Here is a 19,883-nt window from a genome sequence, read left to right as displayed (position 1 = left end):
GTCCGTGCGTGGTCGCCGGCGGTTCTCCCGCCCTGCCGTCCCGTCGGTCCTCATCCTGGCCCGTCGGACCCGCGGACGGAACGGATCAGGTGGGGTTGCAGCGCGCCGCGATCATCTCGAGGTCGCTGACCTCGGGCCGCCACGGCTCCAGGTTCCACGTCGGCTTGTCCGGTGCGCCGAGCTCGTGGCACTGCAGCTGGGCACGCATCGAGGCGGAGTCGGCGTCCGGCTCGCGGTCGACGAGCTGCGTCCAGACCAGGTCGTGGGCTGCGAGCCCGCCCGCGCGGGCCCAGGCGGTCGGGGTGACGGCGAGCGAGCGCCCACCCTCCTGCACGGCCCACCGGGTCTTCGCGATGGTCGCGCCGGCGAACCACACGGTGACGTCGTCCGCGCCGCCGGGGAGCAGGACCAGGACGCCGTCCGACGACGCCCCGAGCCGCCCGCGGCTCGGGGACAGGCCACCGCCACCGGCCGTGGCGGTCCCGTCCGCGTACGGCTGGGCGTCGGTGCCGGCGAGGTAGGCGACGGGCGTGGTCGGCGTCGACCCGGTGGGCACGACGAAGGTCAGGTGCACCGACCCGTCGTCGGCGGCCCTCTGCTTCACGCGCACGCCCTCGACCGCCAGGACGTGGATCCGCGCGTCGTCGCTGCGGACGGCCGTGCCCTCCGCGTCGACCTCGGACGCCGTCGGCACGCTCGGCACGCTCGGCAGCGGTGGTGTCGTCGGTGTCGGGCTGGCGGCCTCGCTCGTCGGGGCCGGTGGCGCGGCGGTGGCCGAGCAGCCCGCCGCGAGCAGCACGGCCGCGACGGCGAGCGTCGCCGCTCGCCTCATCCGGCGGCGTCCGGGCGCGCACCGGGGCCGCGCGCCGGCGTGGGCACCTCGGTCAGCAGGGTCGGCGTCTCGCGCACGGTCGACCGGTCCACGAGCCACCCGACCAGGAGACCACCCAGGGCCGCGACCCAGCCGTACATGAGCCCCCACACGCCGCCCGCGGTGACGAGCGCGGAACCGTACCTGACCAGCGAGCCGAGACCCCCCACCTGCTCGGTCAGCGGCAGCACGGAGACGAACGCAGCCACGGTGCTGCCCAGGACGGCGGTGAACCACAGCCCGAGCACGAGCGCCGTCCGACCACCGCGCAGGCTCGCGGCGAGCCCGACGGCGGTGCCGACCAGGCCGACGACGAGGACGAGCGCGACCGCCCCGAGCAGGTACGCGGACCCGTCCGTGTCGCTCACCGGCACCGACATCCCTCGCGACAGCGGGAGGAACGCCTCGACGAGGCGCTGCGCGTCCAGCCGCGCCGGCGACGTGGCGGGCAGGATCTGCTCGAGCGCCCAGCTGTGCAGCACCCCGGACAGCGCCCAGCCCGCGGCCGCGAGGACGGCCGTCGTCGCGGCGGCACCGGCGGCCGCCGGGAGGGCGAGCCGGTGCGCGGCGGGCGCCGGCACCATCCCCGCGCTCCCGCGCACCCGCCAGCCGACGAGCCCGACCACCCACCCGGACACCAGCCCCCACCACGCCCCGGGGCCCAGGGCGGTCGCGGAGGACCAGGCGGCCTCGTAAGGGCCCCGGTCCGTGCGGATCACGGCCCACGCGAGCGTCCCGAGCGCACCGGCCGCGATCGTCACCCACCACAGCGCGAGCACGACCGCGACGCCGCCCGTGCGGGTCGAGCGCAGGACGGGGATCGACAGCGCGAGCACGAGCGCCAGCACGAGCACCATGACGAGGAACACGCCGCCGGCGTCCACCGAGGTGAGCCACCAGGTGCCGGCGGGGATCGACGGCAGGTAGGCCGCCCACGCCCCCGACCGCTCGATGCTCGTCCCGAGCGAACCGAGCGCGAACCAGAGCAGGACCGCCGTGCCCCCGGCCGAGAGGATCGCGGCGTTCGTCCGGTTCTTCAGCATGCCCGCGACCGTAGCGGACGAGCGTCCGAGGTGTCCGGCAGGGCCGGTATCGTGTGCGTCGTCTGCCGACGTCGGCCGCGCGAGCACCAGCCGCGGCCCCCGGGCTCTCCACGAGGGAATCGATGACCACCGCACCTGCGCGTCCCGCCCACACGAGTGACACCGTCGAGAACGCGGCTGCCACGCCCGAGCTCGCCCAGCCGTTCGCCGAGCTGGGGCTGAAGCCCGACGAGTACCAGCGCATCCGCGACATCCTCGAGCGTCGCCCCACGGCCGCCGAGCTCGCCATGTACTCGGTCATGTGGTCGGAGCACTGCTCGTACAAGTCGAGCAAGAACCACCTGCGCCAGTTCGGCGACAAGACGACCGACGCGATGAAGGAGCACCTGCTCGTCGGCATCGGCGAGAACGCGGGCGTCGTCGACATCGGCGACGGCTGGGCCGTGACGTTCAAGGTCGAGTCGCACAACCACCCGTCGTACGTCGAGCCCTACCAGGGCGCCGCGACGGGCGTCGGCGGCATCGTGCGCGACATCATCTCGATGGGCGCGCGCCCGGTCGCGGTCATGGACCAGCTGCGGTTCGGCGCGGTCGACCACCCCGACACCGCCCGCGTGGTGCACGGCGTGGTCGCCGGCGTCGGCGGCTACGGCAACTCGCTCGGCCTGCCGAACATCGGCGGCGAGCTGGTCTTCGACGCGAGCTACCAGGGCAACCCGCTCGTCAACGCCCTGTGCCTCGGCGTGCTGCGGCACGAGGACATCCACCTGGCCAACGCGTCGGGCACCGGCAACAAGATCGTCCTGTTCGGCGCCCGGACAGGCGGCGACGGCATCGGCGGCGCCTCGATCCTCGCGAGCGAGACGTTCGACGACACCAAGCCCTCCAAGCGCCCGTCGGTGCAGGTCGGCGACCCGTTCATGGAGAAGGTGCTCATCGAGTGCTGCCTCGAGCTGTACGCCGCGCGCGTGGTCGAGGGCATCCAGGACCTGGGCGCCGCCGGCATCAGCTGCGCGACGAGCGAGCTGGCCTCCAACGGCGACGGCGGCATGCACGTCGACCTCGAGCACGTCCTGCTGCGCGACCCCACGCTGACCGCGGGCGAGATCCTCATGTCGGAGTCGCAGGAGCGCATGATGGCCGTCGTCCGGCCGGACCAGCTCGACGCGTTCCTGGCCATCACCGGCAAGTGGGACGTCGAGACCGCCGTGATCGGCGAGGTCACCGGCACGGGCCGCCTGACGATCGACCACCACGGCGAGCGCATCGTCGACGTCGACCCCAAGACGGTCGCGCACGACGGCCCGGTCTACGACCGCCCGTACGCCCGCCCGGCCTGGCAGGACGGGCTGAACGCCGACACCGCTGCGTCGCTGGCCCGCCCGACGAGCGCCGCCGAGATCCGCGGCACGGTGCTCGAGCTGCTCGCCTCGCCCAACCTCGCCTCCAAGGCGTGGGTGACCAACCAGTACGACCGGTTCGTGCAGGGCAACACCGCGCTCGCGCAGCCCGATGACTCCGGCGTCATCCGTGTCGACGAGACGACCGGTCTGGGCGTCGCGCTCGCCACCGACGCGAGCGGCCGCTACGCCAAGCTGGACCCGTACACGGGAGCGCAGCTCGCGCTCGCGGAGGCCTACCGCAACGTCGCCACGACGGGCGCCCGCCCGCTCGCCGTGACGGACTGCCTCAACTTCGGCAGCCCCGAGCACCCCGACTCGATGTGGCAGCTCGTCGAGGCGATCCGCGGCCTGGCCGACGCGTGCCAGATCCTCGAGGTCCCGGTGACCGGCGGCAACGTCTCGCTCTACAACGGCACCGGCGAGCCCGGGCTCATCGACTCCGCGATCCACCCGACGCCCGTCGTCGGCGTGCTCGGCGTGCTCGACGACGTCGCGGACGCGACCCCGTCCGGCTGGACCACCCCGGGGCAGGCCGTCTACCTGCTCGGCACGACCCGCCCCGAGCTGGACGGCTCGGCGTGGGCCGACGTGGTGCACGACCACCTGGGCGGCGTCCCGCCGGTCGTCGACCTGGCCGCCGAGCGCCGCCTCGCCGGCGTCCTGCAGAACGCCAGCCGCGACGACCTCGTCGACTCGGCGCACGACCTGTCCGAGGGCGGCCTGGTGCAGGGGCTCGTCGAGTCGTCGCTGCGCTACGGCGTAGGCGTGCAGGTCTCGCTCGACGAGCTGTGCGCGCGCGACGGCGTGACGCCGTTCGAGGCGCTGTTCTCCGAGTCGACCGCCCGCGTGCTCGTCGCGGTGCCCCGCACGGAGGAGGTGCGCCTCGTGGACCTGTGCACCGCGCGCGGCGTCCCGGCACTGCGCATCGGCGAGACGGCCGAGTCGTGCACCCCCGGTGCCGGCGCCCCGATCGATGACGCCGACCACGACCACGGCCCCGCCGTCGAGGTCGCCGGCCTCTTCACGCTCCCCCTCGCGGAGGCCCGCGAGGCCCACGAGTCCACCCTCCCGCACTACTTCGGCTGAACTCCGCACCCCCACGCGGACCCACCCCTCCCCACCCGGCGCACTCGCGGAAGGGGGCGGGGGACGGGGGGATAAAGGTGTGGGGGCGCCGGCCGGGCGTCGCTAACGTCGAGGCGATGTCGTTCGACGAGGGTGCTGCGCGGGTGGTCCGGGCCGACAAGGGCTCGGTGCTCGTCGTGCCCGACGACCGACGCGAGCCGGTGCGTGCGGTGCTCGACCGGGACGGCCTGGCGGTTCTCGAGGGCGGCCGAGTCGTGCCGACCGTCGGTGACTGGGTGCTGGTCGACGAGGCCGACGGCGAGCCGCACGTGCGTCGGGTCCTGCCGCGCTCGTCGGCCCTGGTGCGCGACTCCGCCGGCGCCACGTCCCGCGAGCAGGTGCTGGCCGCGAACGTCGACGTGGTGCTGGTGGTCGAGCACCTCGACCCGGACCCGGACCTCGGCCGCGTCGAGCGGCTGCTCACGCTCGCGTGGCGGTCGGGGGCGCGCCCCGTCGTCGTGCTGACGAAGGCCGACCTCGTCCCGGACGCCGCCGGCATGGTGCAGGACGTCGCCGCGGCGGCGATCGCGGTCGACGTGCACGCGGTCAGCGCGGCGACGGACGAGGGCCTCGAGCCGGTGCGCGCGCTGCTCACGCCGGGCGTGACGCTCGTCGTGGTCGGGCCGTCCGGCGCCGGGAAGTCGACCCTGGTCAACGCGCTCGCCGGTCGCGACGCGATGTCGACCGGCGACCGGCGCGAGTCGGACGGCCGCGGCCGGCACACGACGACGCACCGCGAGCTGGTCCCGCTGCCCGGTGGCGCGGTGCTCATCGACACCCCCGGGATCCGAGGGATCGGGGTCGTGGCCGACGGTGACGCGCTGGCCACCACCTTCGCCGACGTGGCCGAGCTCGTGGCGATGTGCCGGTTCGCCGACTGCCACCACGCGGGCGAGCCCGGCTGCGCGGTGACCGAGGCGTTGGCCGCCGGGGAGCTGACCCGGCGCCGGTACGACTCGTGGCGCAAGCTCGCCCGCGAGGCGGCCTACCAGGCGCGGCGGACCGACTCGCGGCTTGCGGCCGAGGAGCGCCACCGCTGGAAGAAGATCACGCAGGAGTACCAGCGCGGGATGCGCGGCCCCGGGCGGCCGCGGGACTGATCCGTCACGTCGGCGCGACAGGTCGGGCCCGGCGCGGCAGAGTGGGGCGCGCCGACCGCCCCGCTCGGGCGGTCACGGTCGAAGGAGACCCGGATGCCCTCGCGTCGCTCACCCTGGCTGCTCGCCGTCGTCATCGCCGGACTCGTCGTCTCGACGCTCGTCGCGCCACCCGCGTCGGCGGCCACCACCGCCACGGTCGTCGGCGTCGGCTCGGGCCGCTGCCTCGACGCCGCCGGAGGCGCCCGGACCGCCAAGACGCCCGTCGTGATCAACGACTGCGGGACCGCGGTGAACCAGCGCTGGACGCTGACGACCGGTGGCCAGCTCACGGTCTTCGACGCCGCGACGTGCCTCGACGTCTCGGGTGCCTCGACTGCGACCGGTGCGAAGGTGCAGATCTACCCGTGCAACGGCGGCGCGAACCAGCGTTGGACGCTCAACGCCGACGGATCGGTCCGCAGCGTGCAGTCGGGGCTGTGCCTCGACGTGTCGGGCCGTGCGACCGCCACCGGCAGCGCGGTGATCATGTGGACCTGCAACGGGCAGACGAACCAGCAGTGGAGCACCGCGCTGAGTGCGGAGAAGAACCCGCCGTCGGTGCCCGGCAACGCCCGGGTCGGCAACCTGACGTGCGACTCCGTGACGTTCTCCTGGAACGCGTCGACCGACGACGTGGGGGTCGTCGCCTACGACGTCTTCCACGACGGCCAGCTCATGAAGTCGGTCAGCGGGACCACCCTGTCGACGAGCCTGACGGTCGTCGCCGGCGTGACCTGGGGACTGTTCGTCAACGCCCGGGACGCCGCGGGCAACGTCTCGCAGGCCAGCAGCACCGTGTCGATCACGCCGCCGCAGTGCCAGGTCGACACCCAGCCGCCGAGCACCCCGACGGGCGTGACCGGGACGGCCGCCGGGACGACGGTCACCCTGCGCTGGACCGCGTCGACCGACAACACCGGCGTGCGCGCGTACGACGTCTACCGCGGCGGCGCCAAGGTGGGCACGGTCACCGGTACAGCGACGGTCCCGCCCGCCACGACGTTCGTCGACAGCGGCCTCACCCCGTCGACGACCTACGCCTACGCCGTGGAGGCGCGCGACGGCCAGGGCAACGTCTCGCCCCGCAGCGCGACCACGAGCGTGACGACCGGCGCCGCGTGCGGCAGCGCGATCTGCTCGGTGCAGCAGGTCGGCACGGACACCGACATCCCGTGGGGGCTGGTCACGCTGCCCGACGGGACGATCCTGTATAGCCGTCGGGACGCGCAGGACATCGTCCGGCTGAACCCGGCGACGGGCGCCAAGACGACCGTGGGCACGGTCCCCAACGTCTCCGGGACGGACGGCGAGGGCGGGCTGCTCGGGCTCGCGATCGCGCCGACGTACGCGAGCGACCACTGGCTCTACGTCATGCACACGTCCCCGACCGACAACCGCATCGTGCGCTTCAAGGTGGAGAACAACCTGCTCGTGACGAGCTCCGAGCAGGTGCTGCTCAGCGGCATCCTGCGCAACAAGTTCCACGACGGCGGGCGCCTGCGGTTCGGGCCGGACGGCAAGCTCTACGCCAGCACCGGTGACGCGCAGAACGGCGACAACGCGCAGAACATCAGCAGCCTCAACGGCAAGGTGCTGCGGCTCAACCCGGACGGGACGGTGCCGTCCGACAACCCGTTCGGCAACTACGTGTGGAGCTACGGCCACCGCAACCCGCAGGGCCTGGCGTTCGACTCCCAGGGGCGGCTGTGGGAGCAGGAGTTCGGCAACGCGGTGATGGACGAGACGAACCTGATCACCAAGGGTGGCAACTACGGCTGGCCCGCGTGCGAGGGCACGAGCGGCACCTGCGGAACGGCCGGCTACCTCGCCCCGAAGCGCACGTACCCGACCGCGGACGGGTCCTGCTCGGGCATCGCCATCGTGCGCGACGTGCTCTACGTGGCCTGCGAGCGCGGGACGCGCCTGTACCGCGAGGTGATCAGCGGCACGAGCCTGACCGACGTGCAGACCTACTTCACCGGGACCTACGGGAGGCTGCGGACGGTCGAGCCCGCGCCGGACGGCGGGCTGTGGCTGACGACGAGCACCGCGGGCGACAAGGACTCGATCGCGAACAACAGCAACGAGAAGATCCTGCACGTCACGCTGGGGAGCTGAGGGAAGCGCTTCGACGCCGCGGATCGCGGTACTGAAACGTTTCGTCGTGCCCTCCGGCCTCGCCACGGGAGTCGCCGTCGGGTTTCCTCGAGGGGAGAGCGGAGCCCGCGGCGTCACCGACGACGTCGCGCGTGCCCGCCGCCGTCGGACGCCCCCCGAGGAGACCCATCACCATGTCCACCCGCAGAAGTGCCGCCGCGCTGCTCGCGGCCGCCGCCGTCGCGGTCGGCGGCCTCACCGCCGTGACCGCCAGCGCGGCCCAGGCCGCCCCCGGCTGCAAGGTCGACTACAAGATCACCAGCCAGTGGACCGGCGGGTTCGGTGCCGACGTCACGGTCACCAACCTCGGCGACGCCGTCAGCTCGTGGAACGTGGGCTGGACGTTGGCGTCCGGCCAGTCGATCTCCCAGCTGTGGAACGGTGCGCTGACCGTGCAGGGCTCGTCCGTCAAGGTCGCGAACCTGGCGTGGAACGGCTCGCTGGCGACGAACGCCAAGGCGAACTTCGGCTTCAACGGCTCGTGGTCGGGCTCGAACCCGGTGCCGAGCACGTTCACCGTCAACGGCACGACGTGCACGGGCTCGACGCCCACGCAGCCGCCGACGACTCCGACCCCGACCCCGACCCCGACGGTGACCCCGACCGTGACACCCACGCCGACCCCCACCCCCACGCCGACCCCCACCCCGACGCCGACCGTCACGCCCACCACCCCGCCGGTCACCGCCGGCAGCCTCTACGTCGACCCCACGACGCAGGGCTACAAGGCGTGGCAGTCCGCCTCGGGCTCCGACAAGGCCCTGCTCGAGAAGATCGCGCTCACCCCGCAGGCGTACTGGGTCGGCAACTGGGCCGACCCGGCGCACGCGAGGGCCGAGGTGGCCGACTACACCGGCCGCGCGGCCGCTGCGGGCAAGGTCCCGATGCTCGTCATCTACGCGATCCCCGGCCGTGACTGCGGCTCCTACTCGGGCGGCGGCGTCGCGGAGAGCGCCTACGCCTCGTGGATCGACACGGTCGCGTCCGGCATCCAGGGCAAGCCGTACGTCGTCCTCGAGCCCGACGCGCTCGCGCAGCTCGGCGACTGCTCCGGCCAGGGCGACCGCGTCGGCTTCCTCAAGTACGCCGCCAAGTCGCTGACGCTCAAGGGTGCGCGCGTCTACATCGACGCCGGCCACTCGGCCTGGCTGCCGGTCAGCACCGCGGTCCAGCGGCTCAACCAGGTCGGCTTCGAGTACGCGGTCGGCTTCGCGCTCAACACCTCGAACTACCAGACGACCGCCGCGTCCAAGGCGTACGGCCAGCAGATCTCCCAGCAGCTCGGCGGCAAGAAGTTCGTCATCGACACCTCGCGCAACGGCAACGGCGCGAACGGCGAGTGGTGCAACCCCCGCGGCCGTGCGCTCGGTGACAAGCCGACGCTCGTGAACGACGGCTCGGGCCTGGACGCCCTGCTCTGGGTCAAGCTGCCCGGCGAGTCCGACGGCACCTGCAACGGCGGCCCGTCGGCCGGTGCCTGGTTCCAGGACATCGCCCTGGAGCTGGCCCGCAACGCGAAGTGGTGACCGCTCACCGGTAGGTCATCCCCATGAGCTCGCGGACGTCACGGATCGTGGCGTCCGCGAGCTCGTTCGCGTGGGCGTTGCCGCGCTCGAGCACGTCCGCCACGAGCCCGGGCTCGGCCGCGTAGAGCGCGCGGCGCGCGCGCAGGGGTGCGAGGTGCGCGACGAGCGCGTCGGCCAGGACCTCCTTGAGGCGGCCCGCACCGCCGTCGCCGATCCCGTCCGCGACGGCCTCGGGCTCGAGGCCGGTGCACAGCGACGTGAGCAGCAGCAGGTTCGCCACCTCGGGGCGGCCGACCGGGTCGTAGGTGATGAACCGCTCGGAGTCCGTCCGCGCGGAGCGGATCGCCCGGACGGTCTCGTCGGCCGAGGCCCGCAGCTCGATCCCGTTGCCGCGGCTCTTGGCCATCTTGCGGCCGTCGGTCCCCAGCACGGTCGGCGCCTCCGAGAGCAGCCCCTCGGGCGGGGTGAAGTAGTCGCCGTACCGCTGGTTGAACCGCCGCACGATGGTGCGGGTGGCCTCGAGGTGCGGGAGCTGGTCCCGCCCGACCGGGACGACGGTCGCGTGGCAGAACAGGATGTCCGCGGCCTGGTGGACGGGGTAGGTGAGCATGAGGCCGCTCAGGGCACGCCCGGAGTCGGCGAGCTCGGACTTGACCGTCGGGTTCCGGTCGAGCTCCGCGACGGACACCAGCGACAGGAACGGCAGCATGAGCTGGTGCAGCGCGGTCACGGAGCTGTGCGTGAAGATCGTCGCGGCGTCCGGGTCGATGCCGGCGGCGAGGTAGTCCAGGACGACCTCGCGGACGTTCCCGCGCAGGTCGCCGGCCACCTCCCGGTCGGTGATCACCTGGTAGTCGGCGACCACCAGGAACGTCTCCACGCCGGAGGCCTGCAGGCGGACGCGGGTGGCCACCGTGCCGAACAGGTGGCCGATGTGCAGCGGGCCGGTGGGGCGCTCACCGGTGAGCATGCGGGGACGGGTGGTCTCGGGCACGGGTGCTCCTCAGGGGACGAGAGCAGCGCACGGGCCGACGAGAGACAGCGATGCCCCCGCAGCCGCGTGAGCAGCTCGGGGGCAGGACGACCGCGGGCTGCGTCTAGTGCAGCCAGCGCCAGGTCGTCGAGGACATGCCCAGCACCTTAGCGCGGCATCGGCGCGCATGGATGGGGGTGGGCCTGTGTGGGCCGCTGTGGGCCTGTGTGGGCAGGGCGCGGCATGATCGGGTCATGCCCCCGCGTCGCCGCACCGACCCCGCCGACGGCCGCTCCGCGCTCGCGGTCTGGCGGGCCGACCCGTCGGCGGTCCCGACGCCCGCGCGGCGCACCGCCGTGCGGTTCACGCTCGAGGAGCTGGCCGACGTCGCGCCCGGCAACTCGGTCGAGGTGCGGGTCCCGCCTGACGGCGCGGTCCAGGCGGTGCAGGGACCTCGTCACACCCGCGGCACCCCGCCGAACGTCGTCGAGACCGACCCGCAGACCTGGCTCGGGCTCGCGACGGGCGCGCTGACCTGGGACGACGCGGTGGGGGCCGGCCTGGTGCACGCCTCGGGCGAGCGCGCGGACCTCGCGGACTGGCTGCCGCTGCAGGCCACCCGGGTGCGGGGCTGACGCCCGTGCTGACCTAGGATCTGCGGGTGCCCACCGAGCCGCGCGACGAGACGCCCGACGACCTGACGGTCGTCGTGCCGCCGTCCGACGCCGCGGCCGACGAGGACGCCGAGGCCCCGATCCCCTCGGAGGACGAGCTCGAGCGCACCGCGACCCCCGCGACCGTGCGCCGGGCCCCCAAGTTCAGCGCGTTCATCACGTTCGGGGCGCTCGGCGGCATGCTCGTCGGCCTGCTGCTCGCCGTGATCATCCACCCCGAGACGCGGCTGGTCGCCGACGGGTCGGGCTTCATCTCGTTCCTCGACGGCGAGGGCGCGGTGCGCACGGTCATGGTCGTCGCGGTCGGGGTGGTCGGTGGCTTCGTCGGCGGTGCTCTGGCCGTCTGGGCCGACAGGCGGTCGAAGGCTCCGCGCGTCCGCTGACGTTCGCGAGCCGGACGGCGCTCTCGTCGGCCCCGGGACCTGTGCGACGATGAGCACGTGGCCCCCCGCGCAGACGGACGTCTGAACCACGACCTCCTCCCCAACGAAAAAGGCCCCCAGGACGCCTGTGGCGTCTTCGGAGTGTGGGCACCTGGCGAAGAAGTCGCCAAGCTGACCTACTTCGGCCTGTACGCGCTGCAGCACCGCGGACAGGAGTCCGCCGGCATCGCGACCAGCAACGGCACGCAGCTGCTCGTCTACAAGGACATGGGCCTCGTGTCCCAGGTCTTCGACGAGACCGCGCTGAACGCCCTGCAGGGACACATCGCCATCGGCCACGCCCGGTACTCGACCACCGGCGGGTCCACGTGGGAGAACGCCCAGCCGACGCTCGGGCCCACCGCCGCAGGCACCGTCGCCCTCGGGCACAACGGCAACCTCACCAACACCGCCGAGCTCGTCGACCTCGTCGCCGAGCGGTACGGCAGCCAGCGACGCGGCGAGCTCGCGCGCGGCAACACCACCGACACGGCGCTCATCACGGCCCTGCTGGCCGGGGACCCGGACCGGACGCTCGAGGCCACGGCGCTCGAGGTGCTGCCGCGCCTGCGCGGCGCGTTCTGCCTGGTCTTCATGGACGAGCACACGCTGTACGCCGCGCGCGACCCGCAGGGCGTGCGCCCGCTCGTCCTGGGTCGTCTCGAGCGCGGTTGGGTCGTCGCGAGCGAGACCCCGGCGCTCGACATCGTCGGCGCGTCCTTCGTGCGCGAGATCGAGCCCGGCGAGTTCATCGCGATCGACGCCGACGGGCTGCGCTCCACGCGGTTCGCGCCCAAGAGCGAGCCGCGCGCCGGGTGCGTCTTCGAGTACGTCTACCTCGCGCGCCCCGACACGACGATCGCCGGCCGCTCGGTGCACACCGCGCGCGTCGCGATGGGCCGCCGGCTGGCGATCGAGCACCCGGTCGAGGCGGACCTGGTCATCCCCGTCCCGGAGTCCGGCACACCCGCGGCCGTCGGCTACGCGCAGCAGTCCGGCATCCCGTTCGGGCAGGGCCTGACCAAGAACGCCTACGTCGGGCGCACGTTCATCCAGCCGTCGCAGACCCTGCGCCAGCTCGGCATCCGGCTCAAGCTGAACCCGCTGCGCGAGGTCATCCGCGGCAAGCGGCTCGTGGTCGTCGACGACTCGATCGTGCGCGGGAACACCCAGCGCGCGCTCGTCCGGATGCTGCGTGAGGCCGGCGCAGCCGAGGTGCACATCCGCATCTCGTCGCCGCCCGTGAAGTGGCCGTGCTTCTACGGCATCGACTTCGCCAGCCGCGCCGAGCTCATCGCCAACGGCCTGGCCGTCGACGAGATCGGCGCCTCGCTGGGCGCCGACTCGCTCGGCTACATCTCCGAGGACGGCATGGTCGCCGCGACCGAGCAGCCCCGCTCGCAGCTGTGCACCGCCTGCTTCTCGGGCGTCTACCCGATCGAGCTGCCGCCCGCCGACCGGCTGGGCAAGCACCTGCTCGAGCAGAACGAGCTCCCGCTGGGGGCACCCGAGGACGGTCTGATGTCGATCCTGCCCGGAACCGGTGGCGCCACCGCGCTGGAGCACCCGTGAACGGGCCGGTGACCTACGCCGGCGCCGGAGTCGACACGGAGGCCGGTGACAAGGCCGTCGAGCTGATGAAGGACGCCGTGCGCGCGACGCACGGCCCGCAGGTCCTCGGCGGCGTCGGCGGCTTCGCCGGGCTCTACGACGCGACCGCGCTCACGCGCTACCGGCGCCCGCTGCTGGCCACCTCGACCGACGGCGTCGGCACCAAGGTCGCCATCGCCCAGGCGCTCGACATCCACCACACCATCGGGTTCGACCTGGTCGGCATGGTGGTCGACGACATCGTCGTGGTCGGCGCCGAGCCGCTGTTCATGACCGACTACATCGCGACCGGGCGGGTGGTGCCCGAGCGCATCGCCGACGTGGTGCGCGGGATCGCCGCGGCGTGCTCGGTGGCCGGGACCGCCCTCGTCGGCGGCGAGACCGCGGAGCACCCGGGCCTGCTGGCGCCCGACGAGTACGACGTGGCCGGCGCCGCGACCGGCGTGGTCGAGGCCGACGAGCTGCTCGGCCCGGAGCGGGTGCGCGCGGGCGACGTCCTCGTCGCGCTCGCCTCGTCGGGGCTGCACTCCAACGGCTACTCCCTGGTGCGGGCCGTGGTCCGTCAGGCGGGCTGGGCGCTGGACCGCCACGTGGACGAGCTGGGCCGCACCCTCGGCGAGGAGCTGCTCGAGCCGACGCGCGTGTACGCCTCCGACTGCCTCGCGCTCGCGCGCCGGGCGGGCGTCGCCGGGCTGCACGCGTTCAGCCACGTGACCGGCGGCGGGCTGGCGTCCAACGTGGCGCGCGTGCTGCCCGTGGGGCTCGTCGCGGACATCGACCGGGGCGGCTGGGAGCTGCCGCCGATCTTCTCGCTCGTGCAGGGCCTGGGCCAGGTCCCGTGGGCCGACCTCGAGGGCACCCTGAACCTGGGCGTCGGCATGGTGGCGATCGTCGCGCCCGACGCGCTCGCCGGGGTGCTCGCGCACGCCGCCGAGCTCGGGCTGCCCGCGTGGGAGCTCGGCACGGTGCGGGACAGCGACCCGGAGACGGACGTCGTGGGTGCACCCGGCTTCGTCGCGGGCACCAAGGGTGTCCACGGTGGCGCGGTGCTGATGTCGGGCGCCTACCGGGGCTGAGGCCCGAGCCGGCTGCCCGTCACGACCCCACCAACGACCGACGATCCTGAGGGATCCCGCGCGTCAGACGCGCAGGGCCTTCAGGATCGTCGAGTCGGTGACGCGGAGAGCGACGTCAACGGTCGTCGTCGTTCCAGCGCTTGTAGTCGTCGTCATCGTCGTCAGCGGTGTCCACTGCGGCACCACCGCGCCGTTCGCCTAGGTCATTGTGGCCATGCGACGTGAGCTCCTGCTCGAGAGCTCGGTAGTTGGTGTCGGGGCTGAAGTACTTCAGCTCCCGGGCAACCTTCGTCTGCTTAGCCTTCTGACGGCCGCGCCCCATGGCATCGACCCCCTCTTACGTGGAAGCGGGGCGGCTCCGTGCTGACACGTGCGGCCCCGGGGTGCTGAATCGTCTCTTCGTGCCGCAACGGTACATGGCCGATGGCTATTCCGGCCACTTGCCGGGCCGCGACACATGTCACGTCCGAGCGATCCCGGCGTCCCGGGCCGATCGTCGCGGCGCGGGCCACGCGAAGTCCCGGCGCGCCGTGCCCGTGCGCGGGTGATATGTCCGAGTTAGGGTGAGATGGTCCGGCGTGACCAGCAGGTTCGTTACTCCGGGTGGGTGATGTGTACCATTTCGTAACCGTTCCGTGCTGCGAAATGCATCGTTTGTCCCGCTTGTTCGTGCTAGAGGGACCGGCGCCACCACGGGTCGGCTCATGCTTCAGTCCTGGCCGGAGGTCATCCAGTCCACCGGCCGCACGCTTGCCAGGAGGCAGCACATGACCACGCAGCCCGCTCAGTCCGAGGTCCTGCTCACGCCGTCCGAGGTCGCCACGCTCTTCCGCGTGGACCCCAAGACGGTCACGCGCTGGGCCAAGGCAGGAAAGCTGTCCTCGATCCGCACGCTCGGCGGTCACCGCCGGTACCGCGAGTCGGAGGTCCTCGAGCTCCTGGGAGTCCCCAACCAGAGGGACCGTCAGGTCTGACTCGGTCAGCCGCGGCGCCGCAGCAGCGTCACGGCCACCACGAGCGCGACAGCTCCTGCCGCGCCCGCAAGGATCACTCGAGCGCGGGTGCTGGCCTCCGGGTCGGCCTCCGCGCTCGTCGCGTCGTGGACCAGCTGCTCCACGGTCGCCCTCGCCTGCTCGACGCCGAGCCGGGCCTGCTTGCTCGCCTCGGACGCGAGCGCGCCGGGAGACAGCCGCTGCGCGAGCGCGTCGACGGTCGATGCCAGCTGGACGCGCGTCACCGCGATCTCCGCCTCGAGCTCGACCATGCGGGGGGTGCTGAACGGCTCGCTCACGTCAGATCGCCTCCTTGACGGCGGTCAGGTCCTTCTGGACGCTCTCGATGGCGGTCGCGGGCGTGGGCGGGACGCCGCGCTTGAGGTGGCGGATCCCCAGCCACGCGAGCAGCGCGATCACCAGCAGCAGGAACACCGCGACGATCAGCCCGGCCAGCCACGGCTCGAACGGCACGGCGAGCGCCATGATCGCGGTCGCGATCACGACGGCGAGCAGGTAGAACGCCAGGATCGCGGCGGCCAGGACCAGGACGGTCCCGATGCTGATCTTCTGCAGGCGTCCCTGGATCTCGGCCTTCGCCAGGTCGATCTCGGCACGGACCAGCTTGCTCAGCTGGTCACTGAGCTCGCCGATCAGCTCACCGATGCTCCGGTCATGCTTCGCCATCTCGCAGCCCTCTCGTCAGCACACGTCAACGCGGACGTCCGGTCCTCAGTGTGGCCGGATGCGCGCCGCGGCGCACGCCCGCGGGCTGCGAGCTCAGTTGTCCCAGGGGTGAACCTGGTCACCGGCGGGGTGCGGGGCGGGTGCGACCTTGGGCGCGGGATTGGGCAGCCGGGCCTTGCCCCACGCGGCGAAGCCGCCCGCGATGAGGATGAGCGCGACGCCGACGAGCAGGGCCGCCAGCCACGCGTCGAGCCCGCCCTCGACGAGGCCGAGCACGGACGCGGTCACCAGCAGCGCGAGCCCGAAGAAGGTCAGCAGCACGGCCGCGCCGAAGGCGATCGCGGACGGGCGGATCTGCACCGCACGCGCGCGGACGCTCGCCTGGACGGCGTCGATCTCCGCCTGGATGGACGCGCGAACCTTGTCCTCGGCCTGGTTGAGCCTCTCCCGCGCGCGGTCGGCCAGGGGCTCGGTGAGGCGGTCGAAGAAGCTGCGGGGCTGGTCGGGACCCGGGGTGCCGGTCACGGTACGTCTCCTCGTCGTCGGGTGGTCCCAGCCTAGTGAGCCTCGGCCGGGACCTGGGTGTCCTCGGTCCCACCCCGGCTCCCGACGGCTCGGGACAGCAGCGGGAAGACGAGCACGGTCAGGGCTCCGGCACCGACGAGGCACGCCGCCGTCGCGTCGTCGAGACTGCCGTCCTCGGTGGCGAGCTGGGTGAGGGCGACGAGCAGGGGCAGGGTGGTCGCCGAGTACAGGCCCACGCGGAGCCGGTCCCGTCGGCCCAGGACCCGCCGGTACCAGAAGAGGGCCGGGCCGCCGCGCACGACGAGGAGCAGGCCGGCGAAGGCGAACGGGAGCCAGAGCCGTTCGGCGATGGCGTCGATCTCGAGGCCCATCCCCGAGGAGACGAAGAAGATCGGGATGAAGACACCCCAGCCCACCGTGTCGAGCTTGGCCTCGAAGGCCTCGTTGTCGACCGGCGACCAGGCTCGCAGCACCATGCCCGCGAGGAAGGCCCCGAGCACCGCGTCGAAGCCCATGAAGGTCGCATTCGCCAGCAGGGCCACGAGCAGGACGAGCGTGAAGCGCATCGGCCCCTGCGTGTTGCCGTCGCTCATCGTCGCCAGGAACTGTCGCGTGCGGTCCATCGCGAAGCGGCGCGGCACCAGCGCGAGGGCGACGACGGCGGCGGCGAACAGCAGAAGAGCGACCAGGGCGCCCACCGTCCCGCGCGTCCCGAGGAGCACCGCCATCGCGACGATCGGACCGAGCTCGCCGATCGCACCGCCGGCCACGACGTAGCCGCCGATCGGCTTGGTGGCCAGTCCTTCCTCCTTCAGGATGGGGATCAGCACGCCGAGCGCGGTCGTCGAGAGGGCGATGGCGATCGCGGTGGACGCGGGGACGTCGTGGTCGACGTTGAGCACCCACAGCAGAGCGGCAGCCAGGACGAGCGAGGTCACCCACGCGCGCATCCCGAGCCGACCGGCGGGCTGCCTGGCGATGCCGGGGTCGAGCTCGTAGCCCGCCAGCAGGAACAGGAAGCCCATCCCGAGGTCCGAGAGCAGGCTCACGTCCTGGGCCGACGACAGGGCGAGCGCGTCGGGCCCGATGACGACCCCGCCGGCGAGCAGGACGACGACCTGCGGAAGTCGGTAGCGCCGCGGCATCACGGTCACGACGAGCAGTGTCAGCGCCGCCACCAGGACGACCGGGAACAGCTTCTCGAACTCCATGGCACTCCTGCCCTGGCGGGGACCGCGACCGGGTCATCCTTCCGGGCGCGCGCGACGTGCGACCACCGGCGCGCCGGTATCAGGTGTCGCGGCAGAGGACCAGGAGCGTCAGGTCGTCGACGGAGGCGTCGTCGCGGCACGCGTCCATCACCTCGTCGATGTCGACCGGCGTCGTCGCGTCGTCCCGCTCGAACAGCGTGACGATCCGACGTAGACCAGCCCGCAGGTCCGTCTGGCGGGAGTCGACGAGGCCGTCGCTGTACAGGACGAGCCCGCCGCCGGGCTCGAGCGTGAGCCGGGTGACGGGTGGGGTGCCGGAGCCGGCGCCGAGCGGGCGGTCCACGGCGACGTCGCTGAGCGCGGCACCGCCCACGGCGTCGAGCAGCAGCGGGCGCGGGTGGCCGGCCACGGAGACGTCCACCTCGCCGGTGGCGGCGTCGACGACCGCGACCACCACGGTCGCCATGTCCATCGGCATCGTCAGCCGGGCGACGTGGTCGACCCAGCGCAGCGCCTGCCCCGGGTCGTCACCCCGGAGCAGGAACCCGCGCAGCGTGTTGCGCAGCTGCCCCATCGCGGCCGCCGCGCCGAGCCCGTGACCGGCGACGTCACCGACGACCACGGCGAACCGGCCGCCCGGCAGCTCCAGCGCGTCGTACCAGTCGCCGCCGACCTGCCCACCCGCGGCGGGCTCGTAGCGTGCACGCACGGACCAGCCGTCGATCTCGGGCAGGTGCTGGGGGAGCAGGCTGCGCTGGACGTTCTGCGCGGTGCGCAGCTGCCACTGGTTGCGCACCAGCAGCGTCTCCAGGAGACGGCTGCGCAGCTCGCCCGCGGACCGGACCTGCTGCTCGGTCCAGGGCTCGCTGGTCCCGCTGACCACCTCGCTCCAGCGCTCGAACGACTTGCGCGGGCTCAGACGGACCGTGTCGCCCTCGCGCCGGGCGATCGCCTTGTTGTGCGGGTCGCCGCCCCAGTCGACGTTGCGGACCGCCTCGTGCCGGAGCCAGACGACGCACTGGTCGTCGGGGAGCCGGACGGCGAGCACCCCCGCGACGGAGGGGAGCGCGTCGGCGAGTGCGGGCTCCTGCTCGCGCAGGGAGGTGCGCACGGCCACGTCGTCGGGCGATGCCTCGACCCACGCCAGGAGCGCCTCGACGTCGTCGACCGTCTCGCCCGCGGTCGCGACGCGACCCTCGGCGCGTACGACGACCGACTGGGCCGGGACCAGGTCGAGCGCCGAGGCCGCGCCGGTGCCCGGTCGCCCGACGAGCGCGTCGGCCAGTGCGTGGTCGCCGTCGCGCGACGCGGCGAGCAGGTGCCCGAGAGCCGCCGCGGCAGCGAGCTGCTCCTCGAGCGCGCGCTCGTCGGCGCGTGCGACGAGCCGCAGCGACAGGCTCGAGCCGAGGAACTCGGCCGCCGCCCGCACGCCGTACGGCGGGTTGTGCGGTCCGGAGTAGTGGTGGCACGCGATCAGGCCCCACAGCCGGCCGCCGCGCAGCAGGGAGATGGACATCGACGCGGCGACGCCCATGTTGCCGAGGTACTCGCAGTGGATGGGCGAGACGCTGCGCAGCACCGAGTGCGTGAGGTCCAGCGGGAGCCCGGTGTGCTCGTCGAGCCCGGGGACCAGAGGTACGGGGACGTAGGAGACGTCCGCGATGAGCCGGACCCAGTTCTTCTCGTACAGCGCGCGCGCCTGGGGCGGGATGTCGGTGGACGGGTAGTGCAGCCCGAAGAACGAGTTGAGGTCGTCCCGCTTGGCCTCGGCGACGACCTCGCCGTTGTACTCGGCGTCGAACCGGTAGATCATCACGCGGTCGAACCCGGTGAGCGCGCGGACCTCGCGCGCGGTGACGTCGTACAGCTCGTCGAGGGTCAGGGCGTGGTTGAGCTGCTCGATCGCGCCGCGCACGGCCTGGTAGGTGTTGGGGAACGAGAACGGTCGCGGTCCCAGGGCCGCCTCGAGCTCGACGACGAGCAGGGTCGCGGGCCCGCTGGTGATCCGGTGCAGGACGGCGTCCATCTCGACGGGACCGGCCGGCGTCTGTGCCGTGACGACCACGGGGTTGCGCGCGCGCAGGTCGCCCCAGGTGCGCAGGTGGTGGCGCAGCTGGTCGGAGGCGACCTTGCCGAGCACGTCGTCGAGGGTGGCGCCCACGGTGTCCTCGACGTCGCGGCCCAGCAGCGCGTCGACGTTCGCCGACGCGTGCCGGACGACGAGGTCCGGCTCGGTCACGGCCAGCAGGACGCCCCAGCGCTGGATGCTGCCGGGGATGTGGATGGGTTCACGGGCGCAGTTGTCCAGGTCCACGGGCTCGCCCGGGGCCAGGAGGCCCTCGTCGCTCTGCGTCATCGCCACCCTTCACGTGCTGGACGGCCCATGCTCGACCGCACCGCAGAACCTAACCCGTCGGCGGGGTGCTGCACAGCCTGGACGGTTCGGGC

The 19,883-nt window shown here is 73.1% G+C and carries 18 protein-coding genes; 9 read left to right on the top strand and 9 right to left on the bottom strand.

The window, feature by feature from the left end:
* Positions 1-85: 85 nt before the first annotated feature.
* Together EDF34_RS06990 and EDF34_RS06985 are read right to left on the bottom strand one after the other, a co-directional pair.
* Entirely contained in the window at positions 86-832 is a 747-nt protein-coding gene (locus EDF34_RS06990) for a DUF2599 domain-containing protein (RefSeq protein ID WP_123370507.1), read from the bottom strand.
* Positions 829-1,914, bottom strand: a complete 1,086-nt coding sequence (locus tag EDF34_RS06985; protein WP_123370506.1) for a hypothetical protein — start codon at positions 1,912-1,914, stop codon at positions 829-831. The genes EDF34_RS06990 and EDF34_RS06985 overlap by 4 nt, the downstream gene beginning before the upstream one ends.
* A gap of 122 nt (positions 1,915-2,036) precedes the next feature.
* Between EDF34_RS06985 and purL the strand changes: the two genes are divergently transcribed.
* From purL to EDF34_RS06965, 4 genes are all read left to right on the top strand, one after another.
* A complete protein-coding gene (gene purL, locus EDF34_RS06980) occupies positions 2,037-4,403 on the top strand; it encodes a phosphoribosylformylglycinamidine synthase subunit PurL (protein ID WP_123370505.1) in 2,367 nt (788 codons plus the stop codon).
* 116 nt (positions 4,404-4,519) lie between these two features.
* Positions 4,520-5,542 (top strand): ribosome small subunit-dependent GTPase A, encoded by a 1,023-nt coding sequence (gene rsgA, locus EDF34_RS06975; protein WP_123370504.1) that lies wholly within the window; start codon positions 4,520-4,522, stop codon positions 5,540-5,542.
* A 93-nt stretch (positions 5,543-5,635) separates the two neighbouring features.
* Positions 5,636-7,699 (top strand): PQQ-dependent sugar dehydrogenase, encoded by a 2,064-nt coding sequence (locus tag EDF34_RS06970; protein ID WP_123370503.1) that lies wholly within the window; start codon positions 5,636-5,638, stop codon positions 7,697-7,699.
* Positions 7,700-7,872: 173 nt separating this feature from the next.
* Positions 7,873-9,264 carry a glycoside hydrolase family 6 protein gene (locus tag EDF34_RS06965; RefSeq protein WP_123370502.1) on the top strand — a complete coding sequence of 464 codons (1,392 nt, stop codon included), beginning with the start codon at positions 7,873-7,875 and terminating at the stop codon, positions 9,262-9,264.
* Between the two features lie 4 nt (positions 9,265-9,268).
* Here the strand turns inward: EDF34_RS06965 and trpS are convergent, their stop codons facing one another.
* Entirely contained in the window at positions 9,269-10,234 is a 966-nt protein-coding gene (gene trpS, locus EDF34_RS06960) for a tryptophan--tRNA ligase (protein ID WP_123370741.1), read from the bottom strand.
* A 257-nt stretch (positions 10,235-10,491) separates the two neighbouring features.
* Between trpS and EDF34_RS06955 the strand changes: the two genes are divergently transcribed.
* The 4 genes from EDF34_RS06955 to purM are packed head-to-tail and all read left to right on the top strand — an operon-like array spanning position 10,492 to position 14,020.
* Positions 10,492-10,872 carry a sterol carrier family protein gene (locus EDF34_RS06955; protein ID WP_123370501.1) on the top strand — a complete coding sequence of 127 codons (381 nt, stop codon included), beginning with the start codon at positions 10,492-10,494 and terminating at the stop codon, positions 10,870-10,872.
* A 26-nt stretch (positions 10,873-10,898) separates the two neighbouring features.
* Complete coding sequence (locus EDF34_RS06950) at positions 10,899-11,294, top strand: histidine kinase (RefSeq protein ID WP_233575219.1); 396 nt, start codon at positions 10,899-10,901, stop codon at positions 11,292-11,294.
* Positions 11,295-11,351: 57 nt separating this feature from the next.
* On the top strand, positions 11,352-12,905 hold the full coding sequence (gene purF, locus EDF34_RS06945; RefSeq protein ID WP_123370500.1) for an amidophosphoribosyltransferase: 1,554 nt from the start codon (positions 11,352-11,354) through the stop codon (positions 12,903-12,905).
* Positions 12,902-14,020: a phosphoribosylformylglycinamidine cyclo-ligase gene (purM, locus tag EDF34_RS06940; protein ID WP_123370499.1), complete on the top strand. Its 1,119-nt coding sequence runs from the start codon at positions 12,902-12,904 to the stop codon at positions 14,018-14,020. Before purF ends, purM begins: the two co-directional genes overlap by 4 nt.
* 115 nt (positions 14,021-14,135) lie before the next feature.
* On the opposite strand, the gene EDF34_RS06935 is transcribed toward purM, so the two are convergent.
* Positions 14,136-14,342: a DUF3073 domain-containing protein gene (locus tag EDF34_RS06935; protein ID WP_118768448.1), complete on the bottom strand. Its 207-nt coding sequence runs from the start codon at positions 14,340-14,342 to the stop codon at positions 14,136-14,138.
* Positions 14,343-14,787: 445 nt separating this feature from the next.
* Between EDF34_RS06935 and EDF34_RS06930 the strand changes: the two genes are divergently transcribed.
* Entirely contained in the window at positions 14,788-14,994 is a 207-nt protein-coding gene (locus EDF34_RS06930; RefSeq protein ID WP_123370498.1) for a BldC family transcriptional regulator, read from the top strand.
* Positions 14,995-14,999: 5 nt separating this feature from the next.
* Here the strand turns inward: EDF34_RS06930 and EDF34_RS06925 are convergent, their stop codons facing one another.
* The 5 genes from EDF34_RS06925 to EDF34_RS06905 all read right to left on the bottom strand — a co-directional run bounded on the left by EDF34_RS06925 (position 15,000) and on the right by EDF34_RS06905 (position 19,791).
* Positions 15,000-15,311 (bottom strand): DUF3618 domain-containing protein, encoded by a 312-nt coding sequence (locus EDF34_RS06925; RefSeq protein WP_123370497.1) that lies wholly within the window; start codon positions 15,309-15,311, stop codon positions 15,000-15,002.
* Position 15,312: 1 nt separating this feature from the next.
* The gene (locus EDF34_RS06920; protein ID WP_123370496.1) at positions 15,313-15,699 is read right to left on the bottom strand and encodes a phage holin family protein; all 387 of its coding nucleotides are present in this window, start codon (positions 15,697-15,699) and stop codon (positions 15,313-15,315) included.
* Between the two features lie 93 nt (positions 15,700-15,792).
* A complete protein-coding gene (locus EDF34_RS06915) occupies positions 15,793-16,224 on the bottom strand; it encodes a phage holin family protein (protein ID WP_123370495.1) in 432 nt (143 codons plus the stop codon).
* A gap of 32 nt (positions 16,225-16,256) precedes the next feature.
* Positions 16,257-17,435, bottom strand: coding sequence for a cation:proton antiporter (locus EDF34_RS06910; RefSeq protein ID WP_123370494.1), 1,179 nt, complete (start codon positions 17,433-17,435; stop codon positions 16,257-16,259).
* Between the two features lie 79 nt (positions 17,436-17,514).
* Positions 17,515-19,791, bottom strand: a complete 2,277-nt coding sequence (locus EDF34_RS06905; protein WP_123370493.1) for a SpoIIE family protein phosphatase — start codon at positions 19,789-19,791, stop codon at positions 17,515-17,517.
* Positions 19,792-19,883 lie beyond the last annotated feature (92 nt).

The sequence above is a fragment of the Cellulomonas sp. PhB150 genome (assembly GCF_003755175.1).
Taxonomy (GTDB): Bacteria; Actinomycetota; Actinomycetes; order Actinomycetales; family Cellulomonadaceae; genus Cellulomonas.
This window is presented reverse-complemented; position numbering and strand designations above follow the sequence as displayed.

Bases quoted from the DNA above. Each gene is read 5' to 3' on its own strand.
- EDF34_RS06990 (WP_123370507.1), bottom strand. From the start codon at position 832: ATGAGGCGAGCGGCGACGCTCGCCGTCGCGGCCGTGCTGCTCGCGGCG.
- EDF34_RS06985 (WP_123370506.1), bottom strand. From the start codon at position 1,914: ATGCTGAAGAACCGGACGAACGCCGCGATCCTCTCGGCCGGGGGCACG.
- purL (WP_123370505.1), top strand. From the start codon at position 2,037: ATGACCACCGCACCTGCGCGTCCCGCCCACACGAGTGACACCGTCGAG.
- rsgA (WP_123370504.1), top strand. From the start codon at position 4,520: ATGTCGTTCGACGAGGGTGCTGCGCGGGTGGTCCGGGCCGACAAGGGC.
- EDF34_RS06970 (WP_123370503.1), top strand. From the start codon at position 5,636: ATGCCCTCGCGTCGCTCACCCTGGCTGCTCGCCGTCGTCATCGCCGGA.
- EDF34_RS06965 (WP_123370502.1), top strand. From the start codon at position 7,873: ATGTCCACCCGCAGAAGTGCCGCCGCGCTGCTCGCGGCCGCCGCCGTC.
- trpS (WP_123370741.1), bottom strand. From the start codon at position 10,234: ATGCTCACCGGTGAGCGCCCCACCGGCCCGCTGCACATCGGCCACCTG.
- EDF34_RS06955 (WP_123370501.1), top strand. From the start codon at position 10,492: ATGCCCCCGCGTCGCCGCACCGACCCCGCCGACGGCCGCTCCGCGCTC.
- EDF34_RS06935 (WP_118768448.1), bottom strand. From the start codon at position 14,342: ATGGGGCGCGGCCGTCAGAAGGCTAAGCAGACGAAGGTTGCCCGGGAG.
- EDF34_RS06930 (WP_123370498.1), top strand. From the start codon at position 14,788: ATGACCACGCAGCCCGCTCAGTCCGAGGTCCTGCTCACGCCGTCCGAG.
- EDF34_RS06920 (WP_123370496.1), bottom strand. From the start codon at position 15,699: ATGGCGAAGCATGACCGGAGCATCGGTGAGCTGATCGGCGAGCTCAGT.
- EDF34_RS06910 (WP_123370494.1), bottom strand. From the start codon at position 17,435: ATGGAGTTCGAGAAGCTGTTCCCGGTCGTCCTGGTGGCGGCGCTGACA.
- EDF34_RS06905 (WP_123370493.1), bottom strand. From the start codon at position 19,791: ATGACGCAGAGCGACGAGGGCCTCCTGGCCCCGGGCGAGCCCGTGGAC.